We start from the raw sequence: 16,811 nt of genomic DNA, 5'->3' as shown, positions 1-16,811 counted from the left end.
ATTGACCGGATGACGGACTCGGTCTCGCAACACACGATCCAGGACACGGTGCTCACCATGCCGGTGCGCATCCGCAAAGCCAACACCCATGTCGCGATGTTCTCCGTCGCCGCGCCGACCGCCCAGCGGATGATCGATTACTCCGGGCTGAAGGTCTGCGAATACCTGCCCGGCCGTACGGTCGTGATGCTGATGCTGGTGCGCTACGTCGAAGGTGACCTCGGGCAGTACCACGAATTCGGGACGGCCGTCATGGTCAACCCGCCGGGGTCGGATGCGAAGGGGCCGCGCGCGCTCGCCTCCGCCGCGGCGTTCATTCACCACCTGCCCGTCGACCAGACCTTCACACTGGAGGCCGGCCGCCGCATCTGGGGCTTCCCGAAGGTGATGGCCGACTTCCGGGTGCGCGAGACGCCGCGCTTCGACTTCGACGTCACCGTCGACGGAAAACTCGTGGCCGGCATCGAGTACGGCCGAGGAGTGCCGATCCCGTCGGCGGTCACCGCCCGCCCGCAGGTGCTCACGACCTACAGCTGTCTGGACGGCGTGACCCGCGAGATCCCCTGGGAGATGCGCAACACCGGGATGTCGGCGCGGCTGGGCGGCGCGCGGCTGCGCCTGGGCGATCACCCCTACGCCCGCGAACTGGCCGCACTCGGTTTACCGAAACGGGCCATCGCCAGCCAGGCATCTGCCAATGTCGAAATGACCTTCGGTGACGCACAGGAGATTCGATGACCCAGGTTCTGCCCAGCACGAAGCCCGACGTCGACCTGACCGACGGCACGTTCTACGCCGACGGACCGGCCGCACGCGAGGCGTACCGCTGGATGCGGGCCAACGAGCCGGTCTTCCGTGACCGCAACGGGCTGGCGGCGGCGGCGACCTACCAGGCCGTCCTCGACGCGGAGCGCAACCCGGAGCTGTTCTCGTCGACCGGCGGTATTCGGCCCGATCAGCCCGGTATGCCGTACATGATCGACATGGACGACCCCGCACATTTGTTGCGCCGCAAGCTCGTCAACTCCGGCTTCACCCGCAAGCGGGTGATGGACAAGGTGCCCTCCATCGAGCGGCTGTGCGACACGCTGATCGACGCGGTGTGCGAACGCGGTGAATGCGACTTCGTCCGGGACATCGCCGCACCGCTGCCGATGGCCGTGATCGGCGACATGCTCGGCGTGCTGCCCCAGGAGCGCGAGATGCTGCTCACCTGGTCTGACGACCTGGTCTGCGGGTTGAGTTCGCACGTCGACGAATTGGCGATCCAGAAGTTGATGGACACCTTCGCCGCGTACACCGCGTTCACGATGGACGTCATCGCCAAACGCCGCGCCGAACCCACCGAGGACCTGTTCTCGATCCTGGTCAACGCGGAGGTCGAGGGATCGCGGATGACCGACGACGAGATCGTCTTCGAAACGCTGCTCATCCTGATAGGCGGTGACGAGACAACACGGCACACGCTGTCCGGCGGCACCGAGCAGATCCTGCGGCACCGTGATCAGTGGGACCGGCTGGTGGCCGATGTCAACCTGCTGCCCGGCGCCATCGAGGAGATGCTGCGGTGGACGTCGCCGGTGAAGAACATGTGCCGCACGCTCACCGCCGATACCGAATTCCACGGCACCGAGCTGAAATCCGGCGAGAAGATCATGCTGATGTTCGAGTCGGCGAACTTCGACGAAGCTGTTTTCGACAGCCCTGAAGCTTTCAATATCGACCGGAACCCGAACAGCCACATGGCATTCGGCTTCGGCTCGCACTTCTGCCTCGGCAATCAGCTGGCCCGCCTCGAGCTGCGGTTGATGCTGACGAAGGTACTTGCCCGGCTTCCTGATCTGCGCCTCGCCGACGACGCCGCCGTGCCGCTGCGCCCAGCCAACTTCGTCAGCGGTCCGGAGTCGATGCCGGTGGTGTTCACCCCGACCGCCCGCGTGCTCGACTGACAGCAAGCTCCCACCGCTCTCGCACCCGGGCCGCATGGTGCGAGCCGAAGCTTTTGTCATCGCCTGTTGTCAGCGATGAAGGAGCAGAAGATGAAGATTGATCACACGCATAGGGTGCGTCGGATGGTCGGCGGCGTGATGTTGTGCGGGGGAGTCCTCGCCGCCACGCTGGGCGTGGGCAGTGGGGCGGCCCAGGCGGCCGTGTCGCCGGAACTGGTCGTCCCCGCTTCGGGCATCACCGCGACGGGCGCCGGGTTCGGTGAGTATCGGCCCTGGTACCGGCCGGGTCACGCGTTCTACGCCCCGCGGCGGTACTACGCGCCTCCGCCGTTCTTCGGGCCAGGCCCGTACGCCTTCCGCGGCCACTACCGCTGAGGGTCTCCCGTCCCGCCGAACGTGTGCCACTGCGAATTTCCGGCCCGGTTTTCGCAGTGAGCTCACGTTCGTTGCGCCCAGGCGGCCTGCAGCCGACGGTCCGACCACGTATGCAGCCCCGGCGGCGGCCGCCGGTTGAACCACAACACCTCGGCCGGCCGCGCCGGATCCACCCAGTTGGCACCGTGCAGCGCCGCCGCCGACTGGCCGGCCACCACACCATGGCGTTGCGTCCACAGCCAGGCTGCCGTAGCGCGCAGCGTCGCGGTCAGCTCGGCGCCCCGCGGCGCATACACATCCGGGTAGACGACGCGGAAGCGGCTACGCAGCCGATAGGGGGTCAACTCGCCGGACGCGACGGCCTCACTGCCGATGAACGGTTCCACCATGCGGGGAGTGTGCCGACAGGCTCCGACACTGCGTCGAACGTGCGCTCCCTGCGAAGAATCGGGCGAAAGTCGCACTCAGCGCACGTTCGGCGAACCGGAAGAGGCCGTCAGCGCATCTTGAAGTTCGGCGCCCGTTTCTCCTTGAACGCCCGCGGGCCTTCCTTTGCGTCCTCGCTCACGAAGACCTCGATGCCGATCTTGGTGTCGATCTTGAACGCCTCGTTCTCGTGCAGGCCTTCGGTCTCCCGGATGGACCGCAGGATGGCCTGCACCGCCAGCGGGCCGTTGTTGTTGATCACCTCGGCGATCTCGAGCGCCTTGTCCAGCGCGGTGCCGTCCGGCACCACGTGACCGATCAGCCCGTACTCCAGCGCCTCGGCGGCGGTGATGTGCCGTCCGGTCAGCAGCAGGTCGCACGCGATGGTGTACGGGATCTGCCGAACCAGCCGGACCGCCGACCCGCCCATCGGGTACAGGCTCCACTTCGCCTCGGAGATACCGAATTTCGCGCTCTCACCGGCAATGCGGATGTCGGTGCCCTGCAGGATCTCCGTGCCGCCGGCGATCGCCGGGCCCTCAACGGCGGCGATCAGCGGTTTCGTCAGGCGGCGGCCCTTGAGCAGGGCGTCGATACGCGACGGGTCGTAGCTGCCGTCCTTGAACGAGTCGCCCGGCGGTTTGGCGGTGGCGGCCTTGAGGTCCATCCCGGCGCAGAAGTAACCACCGGCCCCGGTGAGGATGCACGAACGGATCTCCGGATCGCTGTCGACGCGGTCCCACGCCTCGACCATGATCGAGAGCATCTCGGTCGAAAGTGCGTTGCGTGCCTCGGGCCGGTTCAGTGTCACGAGGAGCGTGTGTCCGCGCTGCTCAACCAGTGCGTCGGGGCCTTTTTCCGTATTTTCTACGTCACTCACAGACCGTTCGCCTTCCAGCGTCGATGCCACAGACTTGTCAGGAAATGTAACACGTTCTAATTTGGGTCCGTGGCCCTGAACATTGCGGATCTTGCCGAGCACGCCGTCGACGCTGTGCCTGACCGTGTCGCCCTCATCAGCGGCGACCAGACGCTGACCTACGGCGAACTGGAGGAGAGGGCCAACCGCCTGGCGCACTACCTGATCGACCAGGGCGTCAAGAAGGACGACAAGGTCGGCCTGTACTGCCGCAACCGCATCGAGATCGTGATCGCCATGGTCGGCATCGTCAAAGCCGGTGCCATCGCGGTCAACATCAACTTCCGCTACGTCGAGGGCGAACTGCGGTACCTGTTCGAGAACTCCGACATGGTGGCGTTGATCCACGAGCGCCAGTACAGCCCCCGCGTCGCCAACGTCCTGCCCGAGACCCCGGCCGTCACGACCGTTCTGGTGGTCGAGGACGGCAGCAGCGAGGACCACTCGGGCTACGGCGGTGTCGAGTTCTACGCCGCGCTGGAGCAGGGTTCGCCCGAACGCGACTTCGGCCCGCGCAGCGAGGACGACATCTACCTGCTCTACACCGGCGGCACCACCGGTTTCCCCAAGGGCGTGATGTGGCGCCACGAGGACATCTACCGAGTGTTGTTCGGCGGCACCGACTTCGCCACCGGTGAGCCGATCGCCGACGAGTACGGGTTGGCCAAGCAGGCCGCCGAGAACGCCCCGATGATCCGCTACCCGATCCCGCCGATGATCCACGGCGCGACGCAGTCGGCCACCTGGATGGCGCTGTTCGCGGGGCAGACCGTCGTGCTGGTGCCGGAGTTCGACCCGGAGGAGGTGTGGCGCACCTGCGCGAAGCACAAGGTGAACCTGCTGTTCTTCACCGGTGACGCGATGGCCCGCCCGCTGCTCGACGCGCTGATCGCCCACCAGGAGCACGGTGACGAGTTCGACCTGTCGAGCCTGTTCCTGTTGGCGAGCACCGCGGCGCTGTTCTCGCCAAGCCTCAAAGACCAACTGCTCGAACTGCTGCCCAACCGGATCATCACCGACTCGATCGGCTCGTCGGAGACCGGATTCGGCGGCTCGAGCGTGGTGGCCAAGGGCCAGACCCACACCGGCGGTCCGCGCGTGACGATCGACAAGAACGTCTCGGTGATCGATGACGACGGCAACCACGTCACGCCCGGGAGCGGTGTGCGGGGGATGATCGCCAAAGCCGGCCACATCCCGGTCGGGTACTACAAGGACGAGAAGAAGACCGCCGAGACGTTCCGCACGATCAACGGTGTGCGCTACGCGATCCCCGGTGACTACGCCACCGTCGAGGAGGACGGCAGTGTGACGATGCTCGGGCGCGGCTCGCAGTCGATCAACAGCGGCGGCGAGAAGATCTACCCCGAAGAGGTCGAGGGCGCCCTCAAGGGCCATCAGGACGTCTTCGACGCGCTGGTGGTCGGAGTTCCCGACGAGCGCTACGGCCAGTGCGTCGCGGCCGTCGTCCAGCGCCGCGAGGGTGCCACGCCGTCACTGGCCGAACTCGACACGTTCATCCGCAACGAGATCGCGGGATACAAGGTGCCGCGCAAGATCTGGTGGGCCGACGAGATCCAGCGCACCCCCGCCGGCAAGCCCGATTACCGCTGGGCCAAAGCCCACACCGAGTCCCGTCCCGCGGACGAGACCCACGCCAATCATGTTGGAGCCAAGTAATCATCATGCGTACCGAACTGTGTGACCGCTTCGGGATCGACTACCCCATCTTCGTCTTCACCCCGTCGGAGAAGGTGGCCGCCGCCGTCACCCGCGCCGGCGGTATGGGTGTGCTGGGGTGCGTGCGGTTCAACGACTCCGACGACCTCGAGAACGCGCTGCAGTGGATGGACGAGAACACCGACGGCAAGCCGTACGGCGTGGATGTCGTGATGCCGGCGAAGATCCCCACCGAGGGCACCGCGGTCGACATCAACAAACTGATCCCGCAGAGCCACCGCGACTTCGTCGACAAGACGCTCGCCGACCTCGGGGTGCCGCCGCTGCCCGAGGATGGGACCCGCAACGAAGGCGTGCTGGGCTGGCTGCACTCGGTGGCCCGCAGCCACGTCGAGGTCGCGCTCAAGCATCCGATCAAGCTGATCGCCAACGCGCTGGGCTCCCCGCCCAAGGACGTCATCGACCAGGTGCACGAGGCCGGGGTGCCCGTCGCGGCGCTGGCCGGCAGCGCCAAACACGCCCAACGACATGTCGACAACGGCGTCGACATCGTCGTTGCCCAAGGCCATGAGGCCGGCGGGCACACCGGTGAGATCGGCTCGATGGTCCTGTGGCCGGAGATCGTCGACGCGCTCGACGGCAGGGCGCCGGTGCTGGCGGCCGGCGGAATCGGCACGGGTCGCCAGGTCGCCGCCGCGCTCGCGCTCGGCGCATCGGGTGTGTGGATGGGGTCGGCGTTCCTGACCGCCGCGGAATACGATCTGGGACACCGCAAACCGAGCGGGGTGTCGACCATCCAGGAGGCGATGCTGCGCGCCACCTCCAGCGACACCGTGCGCCGCCGCATCTACACCGGCAAGCCGGCCCGTCTGCTGAAGACGAAGTGGACCGAGGCCTGGGAAGCCCCCGAAGCGCCGGAGCCGCTGCCGATGCCGCTGCAGAACATCCTCGTCAGCGAGGCGCATCAGCGGATGAACGAATCGGACAACCCGGACACGGTGTCGATGCCCGTCGGTCAGATCGTCGGCCGGATGAACGAGATCCGCCCCGTCACCGACATCATCGCCGAACTGGTCGACGGTTTCGAGGAGGCGTCGAAGCGGCTGGACGGCATCCGCGAGGGCTGATCACTAGGTCAGGCCCTTCGGGGTGAACGGCTCGGCCTGGCCTCGGTCGACGGCTTCGTCGTGCTTGTCGGCGGCGCGGTCGAGCAATTCCATCAGCGCCGGTTCGTCGCGCACCATCTGCCGGTACTTCGGGCCGAGCGCGAGGATCTGATCCCGTTCCTGGAGCAGCTTGCCGAAGATGCGTTCACGTTCGGCGGCGTCGCGGGTGTATTCCGAATCGAGGTAGGCCGTGGCGTGGCGCCGGGCGTTGTTGATCGCGGTCTGGGCCCTGCCTTTTCGACTGAACAGGGAGGCGGCGACGGTGACCACGAGCACGCCGACGATCACCGACAGTGACAGGCTGGTGCTGACCTCGACCACCGGCACCGGCTCGCCGTCGTTGATGAACGGCACGTTGTTCTCGTGCAACGCATGCAGGATCAGCTTCACGCCGATGAAACCGAGGATCGCGGCCAGGCCGTAGGCGAGGTAGATGAGCCGGTCGAGCAGGCCGTCGATGAGGAAGTAGAGCTGCCGCAGTCCCAGCAGCGAGAACGCCGTCGCCGTGAAGACGATGAACACGTCCTGGGTGAGACCGAAGATTGCCGGGATCGAGTCGAGGGCGAAGAGGATGTCGGTGCCCCCGATGGCGACCATGACCAACAGCATCGGCGTCATCACCCGCTTGCCGTCCTGCATCGTGAACAGCTTGTCGCCGTCGTAGTGATCGGTGGCGGGCAGGACTTTCTTGGCGATGCGGATGACGAAGTTGTCGGCTTTGTGGGAGTCCTCACCGCCTTCGGGCTTGAGCATGTTGCCCGCGGTGAGGAGCAGGATGAGCCCGAACAGGTAGAAGATCCACGCGAACGTGTTGATGAGCGCGGCGCCGAGGAAGATGAAGCCGGTGCGGGCGATCAGGGCGAAGACGATGCCGAACAGCAGCACCTTCTGTTGGTCCTCGCGGGGCACACGGAAGCTCGCCATGATGATGAGGAAGACGAAGAGGTTGTCGACCGACAGCGCCTTCTCGGTGACGTAGCCGGCGAAGTACTCCGACCCCGCTTCGGATCCCCCGAAAACCAGGACGCCGACGCCGAACAGCACCGCGATGCCGACATAGAGGGCCGACCACACCGCCGCCTCTTTCAGCGTCGGGACGTGTGCCTTGCGGACGTGGAAGAAGAAGTCGAACGCCAAGAGCCCGACGATGCCGGCGATCGTCAATCCCCACACCCAGGTTGGGACGTCCATGCCTACCTCCGCGAGCCGCTAGCCAGCCTCAGACGTTTCCCAGTCGACAGTAGCCGTGCGCCGCGAGAACGGCGCACGGCTACTGTCTCGGACCCGTGGGTCAGGCGGGGTGGCTAGCCACCCGTCCCGACGCAGATGCCACCGGCGCAGGCGCCGGCGCCATCAGGGCCGGCCTCCGCGCCGGCACCCGGCACGCCTACGGACGCTCCACCCGGTCCGGCCTCCGCGCCGGCACCCGGCACGCCTGCGGAGGCTCCGCCCGGTCCGGCCTCCGCGCCGGCACCCGGCACGCCTGCGGAGGCTCCGCCCGGTCCGGCACCCGCTCCGGCACCCGGCACACCTGCGGTAGCTCCACCCGGTCCGGCACCCGCCCCCGGCGCCCCGGTGCCGGCCGGCGGTGCCGCGGGCGACGTCGGCGCCGTGGTCGGCGCGGTGGTCACGCTGGTGGTGGGAGTCGTGCTCGAGGTCGACGATTCGGAACCGCTTTCACCTCCGCCGCACGCCACGGTCAGCGTGCCGACAGCGATACCAGCGGCTATCCCTGCCGCGACACGGAAACGACGCGGAACCCGACTATCGGTCATGGCGACTACTCCATTCCTGGTCAGCTCGTTGCTTCGCAACGACTTACTAAGCCCTACTACCCATTAGGTCGACTCTTCAAGCGGTTCCCACGGTTTGCGATCATGTGACGGTGCTACTGACTTGGGTGACGTCCAGACCGTGGGCCGCGCGACCGTGATGGATCCTCGCCGAGCGCGGGCGGCGCTGCGGGATGCGGCCCGGTTCTCTACGTGGGCGCTGGTGGTGGCTGTCGCGGCTGCGGTGACGCTGTGGCTCGTCGGAAAAGTCTGGGTGGCCGTGTGGCCGATCATCCTCGCGCTTCTGCTGAGCACCCTGACGTGGCCGGTGGCCCGGTTCCTCCGTCGGCGCGGCTGGCCGGCCCTGGCTGCGGCGGGAGCGGTGACCGTGACGTTCGTCGTGCTCCTGGTGGGGATAGCCGCGCTGATCGTCATCCCCGTCGCCTCGCAGTCCGGCCAGGTCGCCGACGGGGTGGCCCGGGGTGTGGAATCGCTTCGGCAATGGGTGCAGGGACCGCCGCTCAACCTGCACGACGATCAATTCGGCCGGGCAATCGACGGCGCGGTGAACGAGATCAAGAATTCCGCAACCGACATCGCCGGCGCGGTTGCCGGCGGCGTGGGAACCGTGATCAGCGGCATCGTGACAGCGCTGCTGAGCGTGGTCTTGCTGTTCTTCTACCTCAAGGACGGTCCCCGTTTCCTGCCATGGCTTCGTGACCAACTGCCCGGCAACGCGGCGGTGCACGTCCCCGAGCTCATGTCACGGGGATACGACGTGCTCGGTTCCTTCGTGCGGTCTCAGGCGGTGGTCGGGCTGATCGACGCGGTGTTCATCGGTGCCGGACTGCTCATCGTTGGGGTGCCGCTGGTGCTACCGCTGACCGTGCTCACCTTCGTCGCGGCGTTCGTCCCCATCATCGGCGCGTTGTTCGCCGGCGCCGTGGCCGTGCTGATCGCGCTGGTCAGCAACGGGTTCACTGCCGCGCTGATCGTGCTGGCGATCATCCTGGTGGTGCAGCAACTGGAGGGCAACGTTTTCCAGCCGCTCCTGCAGGGCAAGGGTCTGCATCTGCATCCCACGGTGATTCTGCTGGGGGTGGTCGTCGGCGGACAGCTTGCCGGTGTCGTCGGTGCGTTGCTCGCGGCACCGGCGGCCGCGTTGATCGCGGTGGCCTGGCGCTACCTACGAGAACAGTTGGCGCTACCGGCGCCGCCCGGCGGCGAAGCCGACGCGGCCGGCGATGGTTGACCCGTCGGCGGCTCCTGTCCGATTCGTCCACGACACCCGACGATGGGGCGAATAGCGTCGGTGCCATGGACATGCAGGTGACGTCGACGGTCATCGAGATCGTCGCGAAGGACATCGAACGGTCACTGGCGTTCTATCGGTTACTCGGGCTGACGGTGCCCGCGGCCGAAGGTCCGCATGTCGAGGTCGCGCTCCCGGGCGGCAACCGGTTGGCCTTCGACACCGAAGAGGTCATCGCCGGGATGCACCCCGGCTGGACGCCGCCGGACGCACCCGGCCGGTTGGCGATCGCGTTCGGCGTGACCGCACCGGAGCAGGTCGACGCGCTGTTCGAAAGTCTCGTCGCGGCAGGACATCCCGGGATTCTGAAGCCGTTCGACGCGCCATGGGGACAGCGCTACGCGACGGTCACCGACCCCGACGGCACCTCGGTGGATTTGTTCGCGCCGCTGCAGAGCTGACCCAGCGGCACACCGGCGAACTCGCGGACGTCGCGGTAGAGGTGAGGCTGGTCGGCATAGCCGGCCCGGGCCGCCGCGTCGGCTACCGCCGTGCCGGCCCGCACCATGCCGACCGCGCGCCGGAATCGCAGTACCCGGCGCACCATCGACGGGCCGTACCCGTAGGCGGCGGTGCACTGTCGCTGCACCGTGCGCGCCGACCAGCCCAGCTCGTCGGCCAACGCGCCGACCTCCGCGCCACCGGCCAGCCGGGCGGTCACCTCGTGCAGTTGCGCCAACGGCCACGGCGCGGCCTCGCGGGACGGAGCGCCGGCCAATAGGCCGGTGGTGGCTTCCAGCGCGGTGTCCCCGGTTGCGTCGGGGCGCAGGTCCCGCAGCGCGACGCGGTGGTTGCGCACTTCGGCGGCGGGTACGCCGAGTAGCCGCGGCAGGACCCCGGGCCGGAACCGGATGCCGCGCACGACCTCACAGTGCTGTTCGCTGTCGAAGGCTTCGGTGTCGGGTCCGGCCACGAGTACCACACCGTCCATGTCGATCAGGTCCATGCAGCCGTCGGGCAGAATCCGTGACCGGCGTGGCCCGCGCACCGTCCACAGACACTCCGCCAGCCCGCGCAACCGCTCCGGTGCAGACGCCTCCCGATAGACCATGATCCGACGCTAGCCCTGACTGCTGAGGTCAGCGCCTGATCTCGAACACCGGATCCGCGCAGTCGGTGCCTTCTGCCGACAGGTGCCGCTTGAGCACCTTGAACGTCTCGGTGCGCGGGAGGGCGTCGCTGACCCGGACGTATGACGGCCACTGCTTGGGCCCGAGATCGGACTGCTCGGCGAGGAAGGCCTGGAACTTCTCGAGGTCGAATTCCGCCCCGGGTGCGAGCACGAGCGCAGCCATCACCCGGTCACCCACCGCCGGATCGGGGACGGGGTAGACGGCCACCTCGGTGATGTCGTTGTGCCGCAGCAGAATCCTTTCGATGGGCGCGGTCCCGAGGTTCTCTCCGTCCACCCGCATCCAGTCACCGAGACGGCCCGCGAAGTAGATGAAGCCGTTCTCGTCACGGTAGGCCAGGTCGCCGGTGTGGTACATCCCGCCCGCCATCCGCTCGGCCTCGGCGGCCTCGTCGTTGTAGTAGCCGCGGAATTGCCCGCGGCCGTTCGGGTTGACCAGTTCGCCGACCTGCCCCGGTGCGCAAAGTTCGCCGGTGTCGACGTCGACGATCGCGACGTCACCGGTGAGCGGACCGAGGGACCCCTCGGGGGTGCCGGGCGTCCGGGCGATCGCCACCCCACCCTCGGTCGATCCGAAGCCGTCGACGACGGTGACGCCGAACCGGCGCGCGAACCGGTCGAGGTCGCGTGGCGTACCCTCGTTGCCGTACAGGATCTTCAGCGGATTGTCGGCGTCGTCGGTGCGCGGCGGTGTGGCCAGGATGTAGGACAGCGGCTTGCCCACGTAGTTGGCGTAGGTGGCGCCGTAGCGGCGGACATCGGGGATGAACTGGGACGCGGAGAACTTGCGGCGCAACGCCAACGAACCGCCGGCGGCCACCCCCACCGCCCATCCGGCCATCACGGCGTTCGAATGGAACAGCGGCATGGACAGGTAGCAGGTGTCCGACGGACCCAGGCCGAACCGGTCGGCCAGCATGCGACCGGGGAACGCCACCTTCTCGTGGGTCACCCGGACGGCCTTGGGCTCACCGCTCGTGCCGGAGGTGAAGATCAGCATGAAGAGGTCATCGGGGCCCGGGGCCCCGAACTCCACCGGGGCGTCGCGGTGGGCGGCCAATTCGGTTCGCCACTGCGACGATTCGACGTCGATGAAGTCGACTCCGTCGGGCACGTGGGCGCCCTCGTCGGCGAGCACCACCTGGCAGTCCGCGCGGGCGATGTCACGCGCCAGCGCCGCACCCCGCCGCGTCGGGTTCAGCCCCACCGGCACCAGGCCCGCGAGCGCGGCCGCAACCAGGACGCTGGAGAAGAACGGGGTGTTGCCGAGCAGCACACCGACATGCGGCGGTTTGTCCGGCGTCAGTCGCGCCCGCAGCGCCGCGGCCAGGGCCGCTGCGTCCCGGATGTGCTCGCGCCAGCTGACGAACTCCCCGGCGGCGTACACGCCGCGGTCGTCGACGTCGACCAACGGCGCCAACAGATTTGCGACGGTGGGGTCCGAACCCACTGTCACACCGGGGTGTCGGCCAGTTCGCGGCCGATGCGCAGCAGTTGACCCGTCGCGCCGCCGACCGCGAACTCGGTCTGTTTGGCCGCCAGGAAGTACCGGTGGATCGGGTGGTCGGTGTCGATGCCGACACCGCCGTGCACGTGTACTGCGGTGTGCGCGACGCGGTGGCCGGCGTCTGCCGCCCAGAACGCCGCGCTCGCGACGTCGATGTCGGCGGGCAGACCTTCCGAGACGCGCCAGGCCGCCTGCGTCAACGTCAGCCGTAGGCCCTTGACGTCGATGTACCCGTCCGCGAGGCGTGCCGAGACGGCCTGGAAGCTGCCGATGGGCCGGTCGAACTGTTCGCGCTCACGGGCATACGTGGCGGTGAGCTCCAGCGCCCGCTCCAGCACCCCGAGTTGGAATGCCGCGCGGCCGAGGTGCTGACGAACGGTCAACCAGGCCAACACCTCGGCGTCGCCGACCACGCGCGCGGCGTCGAGTTCGACACCGGACAACTCCAGGTGTCCGATGCTGCCGTGGCCCGTCGTGTCCAGCGCGCTCACCGCCACACCGGGATCACCGGCGGCGACCAGGAAGACCCGCATCGCGCCCTCGGCTTCGGCGGGCACCAGGAACGCGTCGGCCACCGGCCCGTAGGGGACCAGCGTGCGGGAGCCCGTCAACCGGTAGCCCGATCCGTTCGCCTGAGCCTGGACCGGACCCTGCCCCATCTCACCGTCGAGCGCGACGGTCAGCATTTTCTCGCCCGTGACGGCCGGGGCGGCCCAATCCTGGTGCAGCTGAGCCGAATCGAAGGCGGCCATGGCGCCCGCGCCGAGCACCACCGACTCCAGATACGGCACCGCGGCGAGCTGACGGCCCAGTGCCACGAGGACGGCCACCTCTTCGAGAACACCGAACCCTCCGCCGCCCAGCGCTTCCGGGGCTGTCGTGGACAGCACGTCGGCGTCGACCAGCTTGCGCCACAGTTCGCGGTCGAAGCGGTGCTCGAAACCGTCGAGTTCACGCTGGTGCTCGGGTGTGCACACCGAGTCGGTGATCGTGCGAACCAGGCCGCCGAGATCGTCGGCGGCTTCAGGTGTTGAAAAGTCCATGTGAAATCTCCGCTCCCTACCGATTGACCCGGGGCAGGCCGAGCGCGACCATGCCGATGATGTCGCGCTGGATCTCGTTGGTGCCGCCGCCGAAGGTGAGGATGAGGCAGGACCGGTGCATGCGTTCGACGCGGCCGCGCAGCAGCGCACCGAGGGAGCCGGGCCGCAACGTGGCCGCGGTGCCCAGCACCTCCATCAGCAGGCGGTAGGCCTCGGTGGCCAACTCGGTGCCGAACACCTTGGCCGCCGACGCGTCGGCGGGCGACGGCGCGGCCTCGGTGGAGGCCAGCTCCCAGTTGATCAACTTGAGCACCTCGGCCTTGGCGTGCACCCGGGCCAGGTTGAGCTGCACCCACTCCGAGTCGATGAGCCGTCGGCCGTGCGGGTCCTTGGTGTTCTGCGCCCATTCGCGGACACCGTCGAGTGCGGTGAAGATCGGCTGCGCCGACACCAGCGCGACCCGCTCGTGGTTGAGCTGGTTGGTGACCAGCTTCCAGCCGGCGTTCTCCTCGCCGACCAGACTCGACACCGGCACCCGGACGTCCTGGTAGTAGGTGGCGCTGGTGTCCACACCGGACATCGTGTGCACCGGCGTCCAGGAGAAGCCGTCGGCGGTGGTCGGCACGATCAGCATCGAGATACCCCGGTGCTTCTTGGCTTCCGGATTGGTGCGCACCGCCAGCCACACGTAATCCGCATAGGCGATCAGGCTGGTCCACATCTTCTGACCGTTGATCACGTAGTCATCGCCGTCGCGCACCGCGGTGGTGCGCAGGGCGGCCAGATCCGTGCCGGCACCGGGTTCGGAGTAACCGATCGAGAAGTGCAGATCGCCCGAGGCGATCTTCGGCAGGAAGAAGTTCTTCTGCTCCTCGGTGCCGAACGCCATGATCGTCGGCGCGACGCTGTTGATGGTGAGGAACGGAACCGGGACGTTGGCGATGGCCGCCTCGTCGTTGAAGATCAGCCCGTCGATGGGAGGGCGGGCCTGGCCGCCGAACTCCTTGGGCCACGACAGCGTCAGCCAGCCGTCCTTGCCCATCTGCGCGACGGTTTCGCGATAGACGTTGCCCCGCCCCATCTCACCGTCGTTGGACGCCAGCGCCTCGGCCCGCTCGGGTGTCATGAGTTCGGCGAAGTACGACCGCAATTCGCGGCGCAACTCCTCCTGCTCGGGGTTGTAGCCGATCCGCATCCGTCGTCCTCACTGTGCCGCTTCTCGGGACGGCCTGCGGGCCCGCCCGTTCCACCCGGTTGTAACACGTTCTAGTCTTGGGGTCCAGGCCGGTGTTTCGCACACGCCGTCCTGGCGGGTCGTATTCTGACCCCGACGTTCGGGCGGGCCGTCCGCACAGCTGTCGCGAGGAGGTTGTCATGCGAGTGGAAGTCGACCGGGATCGCTGCGAGGGCAATGCAGTGTGCCTGGGAATTGCGCCCGACCTGTTCGATCTGGACGACGAGGATTACGCCGTGGTCAAGCTCGATCCGGTACCCGCCGACATGGAGGACGTGGCCGAGCAGTCGATCGCCGAATGCCCGCGCGCCGCGCTGAACCGCCGAGACTAGAGGTATTCATAAATTGACGACTCCCAGTAACGACCTGACTGATCTGTCCGGCCGCGTCGCCGTCGTGACGGGCGCCGCCGCCGGGCTGGGGCGCGCCGAGGCGATCGGCCTCGCCAGTGCCGGCGCCACCGTCGTGGTCAACGACATGGCCGCCGCCCTGGAGGCCTCCGACGTCCTCGACGAGATCGCCGCCGCCGGGTCGAAGGGCGTCGCGGTCGCCGGCGACATCAGCGCGCGCTCGACCGCCGACGAACTGGTGGAGACCGCCGACGGGCTCGGCGGGCTGAGCATCATCGTCAACAACGCGGGCATCACCCGGGATCGCATCCTGTTCAACATGAGCGACGAGGAGTGGGACGCGGTGATCGCTGTCCACCTCCGCGGCCACTTCCTGCTGACCCGCAACGCCGCCACCTACTGGCGCGCCAAGGCCAAGTCCGGCGACGGTCGTGTGTACGGCCGCATCGTCAACACGTCCTCGGAGGCGGGGCTGTCGGGTCCGGTCGGGCAGCCCAACTACGGAGCCGCCAAGGCGGGCATCACCGCGCTGACGCTGTCGGCCGCCCGGGCGCTCGAACGGTTCGGCGTGCGCGCCAACGTGATCGCGCCGCGCGCCAGGACCGCGATGACCGCCGGGGTTTTCGGGGACGTGCCCGAGCTCCCCACCGGGCAAGTGGACCCGCTGTCGACGGACCACGTGGTCACCCTGGTGAAGTTCCTGGCCTCGCCGGCATCGGAAGGGGTCAACGGACAGCTGTTCATCGTCTACGGTCCGAAGGTGACGTTGGTAGCTGCACCCGTCGCGGAGGCCCACTTCGCGGCGGAGGCGGCCGCGTGGGACATCGAGGACCTCAGTGCTGAGCTGCGCGGTTACTTTGCTGAGCGTGACCCCGAGCGGGGATTCTCGGCTACCGCGCTGATGGACTCGCGAGACTGACAGTCTCGGTTGTCAGGCGCTGTGGAGGCAGTAGAACACGTTACAGAACGGCCTGAATCACACGCGCTCTGACCAGCGAAAACAAGCCGACGATGACGGATTTTACAGTTCTTTGACACTGCGAACGTGTTCTAGTTAATATGATCCGGCTCACTGAGCGCACAGTCTGAACCAGGGGTGGGAAGGCCGACCCGGCGGAAAATTCTCCGAATCTTCGCCGCGACCGGAGTTCGCAGACCCGACCCGAGAACGGAGCCGAGGTTGATCGAACAGCTCGCGGCGCCGGCCCGGGCGGTGGGCGGTTTCTTCGAGATGTCCATCGACACTTTCGTCAAGATCTTTCGGCGGCCGTTCCAGTTCCGGGAGTTCCTCGACCAGACGTGGATGATCGCGCGGGTTTCGCTCATCCCGACACTTCTGGTCGCCATCCCCTTCACGGTCCTGGTGGCGTTCACGCTCAACATCCTGCTACGCGAGATCGGGGCCGCCGACCTGTCGGGTGCCGGCACCGCGTTCGGCACCGTCACCCAGCTGGGACCCGTGGTCACGGTGCTGGTGGTCGCGGGCGCGGGTGCGACGGCGATCTGCGCCGACCTCGGCGCGCGCACCATCCGCGAAGAGATCGATGCGATGCGGGTGCTGGGCATCGATCCGATCCAGCGCCTGGTGGTGCCCCGCGTGTTGGCCTCGACGTTCGTGGCGCTACTCCTCAACGGTCTGGTGTGCGCCATCGGTCTGGCCGGCGGATACGTGTTCTCGGTCTTCCTGCAGGGCGTCAACCCGGGCGCATTCATCAACGGACTCACGGTGCTCACCGGGCTCGGCGAGCTGGTGCTGGCCATGATCAAGGCGCTGCTGTTCGGGGTGGTCGCCGGGCTGGTCGGCTGCTACCGCGGACTGACCGTGCAAGGCGGGCCGAAGGGCGTCGGCATCGCGGTGAACGAGACCGTGGTGTACGCCTTCATCTGCCTGTTCGTGATCAACGTGATCATGACGGCCATCGGCGTCCGGGTGCTGGTGCGGTAGC

The 16,811-nt window shown here is 67.7% G+C and carries 17 protein-coding genes and 1 pseudogene; 10 read left to right on the top strand and 8 right to left on the bottom strand.

Annotated features, from left to right (window positions below):
- Positions 1–9 precede the first annotated feature (9 nt).
- From I7X18_RS24070 to I7X18_RS24060, 3 genes are all read left to right on the top strand, one after another.
- Positions 10–738 carry an acetoacetate decarboxylase family protein gene (locus tag I7X18_RS24070; protein ID WP_193046505.1) on the top strand — a complete coding sequence of 243 codons (729 nt, stop codon included), beginning with the start codon at positions 10–12 and terminating at the stop codon, positions 736–738.
- Complete coding sequence (locus I7X18_RS24065) at positions 735–1,949, top strand: cytochrome P450 (protein WP_193046504.1); 1,215 nt, start codon at positions 735–737, stop codon at positions 1,947–1,949. Before I7X18_RS24070 ends, I7X18_RS24065 begins: the two co-directional genes overlap by 4 nt.
- A 90-nt stretch (positions 1,950–2,039) precedes the next feature.
- Positions 2,040–2,324, top strand: a complete 285-nt coding sequence (locus I7X18_RS24060) for a hypothetical protein (protein ID WP_193046503.1) — start codon at positions 2,040–2,042, stop codon at positions 2,322–2,324.
- Positions 2,325–2,419: 95 nt separating this feature from the next.
- On the opposite strand, the pseudogene I7X18_RS24055 reads toward I7X18_RS24060, so the two are convergent.
- Positions 2,420–2,713: pseudogene (locus tag I7X18_RS24055) on the bottom strand (hypothetical protein); the annotation flags it as partial.
- A 107-nt stretch (positions 2,714–2,820) separates the two neighbouring features.
- Positions 2,821–3,630 carry a crotonase/enoyl-CoA hydratase family protein gene (locus I7X18_RS24050; RefSeq protein ID WP_193046502.1) on the bottom strand — a complete coding sequence of 270 codons (810 nt, stop codon included), beginning with the start codon at positions 3,628–3,630 and terminating at the stop codon, positions 2,821–2,823.
- Positions 3,631–3,699: 69 nt separating this feature from the next.
- Here I7X18_RS24050 and I7X18_RS24045 point away from each other — a divergent pair, with 69 nt between their 5' ends.
- Positions 3,700–5,349, top strand: coding sequence for a medium/long-chain-fatty-acid--CoA/3-oxocholest-4-en-26-oate--CoA ligase (locus I7X18_RS24045; protein ID WP_193046501.1), 1,650 nt, complete (start codon positions 3,700–3,702; stop codon positions 5,347–5,349).
- 5 nt (positions 5,350–5,354) lie between these two features.
- Positions 5,355–6,476, top strand: a complete 1,122-nt coding sequence (locus I7X18_RS24040; RefSeq protein ID WP_193046500.1) for an NAD(P)H-dependent flavin oxidoreductase — start codon at positions 5,355–5,357, stop codon at positions 6,474–6,476.
- Between the two features lie 3 nt (positions 6,477–6,479).
- Here the strand turns inward: I7X18_RS24040 and I7X18_RS24035 are convergent, their stop codons facing one another.
- Both I7X18_RS24035 and I7X18_RS24030 read right to left on the bottom strand, forming a co-directional pair.
- Positions 6,480–7,706 carry a TerC family protein gene (locus I7X18_RS24035; RefSeq protein WP_193046499.1) on the bottom strand — a complete coding sequence of 409 codons (1,227 nt, stop codon included), beginning with the start codon at positions 7,704–7,706 and terminating at the stop codon, positions 6,480–6,482.
- 113 nt (positions 7,707–7,819) lie between these two features.
- The gene (locus I7X18_RS24030) at positions 7,820–8,146 is read right to left on the bottom strand and encodes a hypothetical protein (RefSeq protein WP_198730472.1); all 327 of its coding nucleotides are present in this window, start codon (positions 8,144–8,146) and stop codon (positions 7,820–7,822) included.
- A gap of 265 nt (positions 8,147–8,411) precedes the next feature.
- Here I7X18_RS24030 and I7X18_RS24025 point away from each other — a divergent pair, with 265 nt between their 5' ends.
- Positions 8,412–9,539: an AI-2E family transporter gene (locus I7X18_RS24025; protein WP_198730471.1), complete on the top strand. Its 1,128-nt coding sequence runs from the start codon at positions 8,412–8,414 to the stop codon at positions 9,537–9,539.
- A gap of 65 nt (positions 9,540–9,604) precedes the next feature.
- Positions 9,605–10,000, top strand: a complete 396-nt coding sequence (locus tag I7X18_RS24020; protein WP_193046497.1) for a VOC family protein — start codon at positions 9,605–9,607, stop codon at positions 9,998–10,000.
- On the opposite strand, the gene I7X18_RS24015 is transcribed toward I7X18_RS24020, so the two are convergent.
- The 4 genes from I7X18_RS24015 to I7X18_RS24000 are packed head-to-tail and all read right to left on the bottom strand — an operon-like array spanning position 9,937 to position 14,476.
- Positions 9,937–10,650, bottom strand: coding sequence for a helix-turn-helix domain-containing protein (locus tag I7X18_RS24015; RefSeq protein ID WP_193046496.1), 714 nt, complete (start codon positions 10,648–10,650; stop codon positions 9,937–9,939). The genes I7X18_RS24020 and I7X18_RS24015 overlap by 64 nt on opposite strands.
- 28 nt (positions 10,651–10,678) lie before the next feature.
- Positions 10,679–12,187 carry a long-chain-fatty-acid--CoA ligase FadD17 gene (gene fadD17 / locus I7X18_RS24010; protein WP_193046495.1) on the bottom strand — a complete coding sequence of 503 codons (1,509 nt, stop codon included), beginning with the start codon at positions 12,185–12,187 and terminating at the stop codon, positions 10,679–10,681.
- Entirely contained in the window at positions 12,184–13,281 is a 1,098-nt protein-coding gene (locus I7X18_RS24005; RefSeq protein WP_193046494.1) for an acyl-CoA dehydrogenase family protein, read from the bottom strand. The genes fadD17 and I7X18_RS24005 overlap by 4 nt, the downstream gene beginning before the upstream one ends.
- 16 nt (positions 13,282–13,297) lie before the next feature.
- On the bottom strand, positions 13,298–14,476 hold the full coding sequence (locus I7X18_RS24000) for an acyl-CoA dehydrogenase family protein (protein WP_193046493.1): 1,179 nt from the start codon (positions 14,474–14,476) through the stop codon (positions 13,298–13,300).
- A 179-nt stretch (positions 14,477–14,655) separates the two neighbouring features.
- On the opposite strand from I7X18_RS24000, the gene I7X18_RS23995 reads away from it, so the two are divergent.
- The 3 genes from I7X18_RS23995 (at position 14,656) to I7X18_RS23985 (ending at position 16,810) form a co-directional block, all read left to right on the top strand.
- Positions 14,656–14,847, top strand: a complete 192-nt coding sequence (locus I7X18_RS23995; RefSeq protein WP_193046492.1) for a ferredoxin — start codon at positions 14,656–14,658, stop codon at positions 14,845–14,847.
- A gap of 13 nt (positions 14,848–14,860) precedes the next feature.
- The gene (locus I7X18_RS23990; RefSeq protein ID WP_193046491.1) at positions 14,861–15,784 is read left to right on the top strand and encodes a 3-oxoacyl-ACP reductase; all 924 of its coding nucleotides are present in this window, start codon (positions 14,861–14,863) and stop codon (positions 15,782–15,784) included.
- A gap of 261 nt (positions 15,785–16,045) precedes the next feature.
- The gene (locus I7X18_RS23985; protein WP_193046490.1) at positions 16,046–16,810 is read left to right on the top strand and encodes an MlaE family ABC transporter permease; all 765 of its coding nucleotides are present in this window, start codon (positions 16,046–16,048) and stop codon (positions 16,808–16,810) included.
- Position 16,811 lies beyond the last annotated feature (1 nt).

The organism is Mycolicibacterium baixiangningiae (genome assembly GCF_016313185.1).
Classification (GTDB): Bacteria; Actinomycetota; Actinomycetes; order Mycobacteriales; family Mycobacteriaceae; genus Mycobacterium; species Mycobacterium baixiangningiae.
This window is presented reverse-complemented; position numbering and strand designations above follow the sequence as displayed.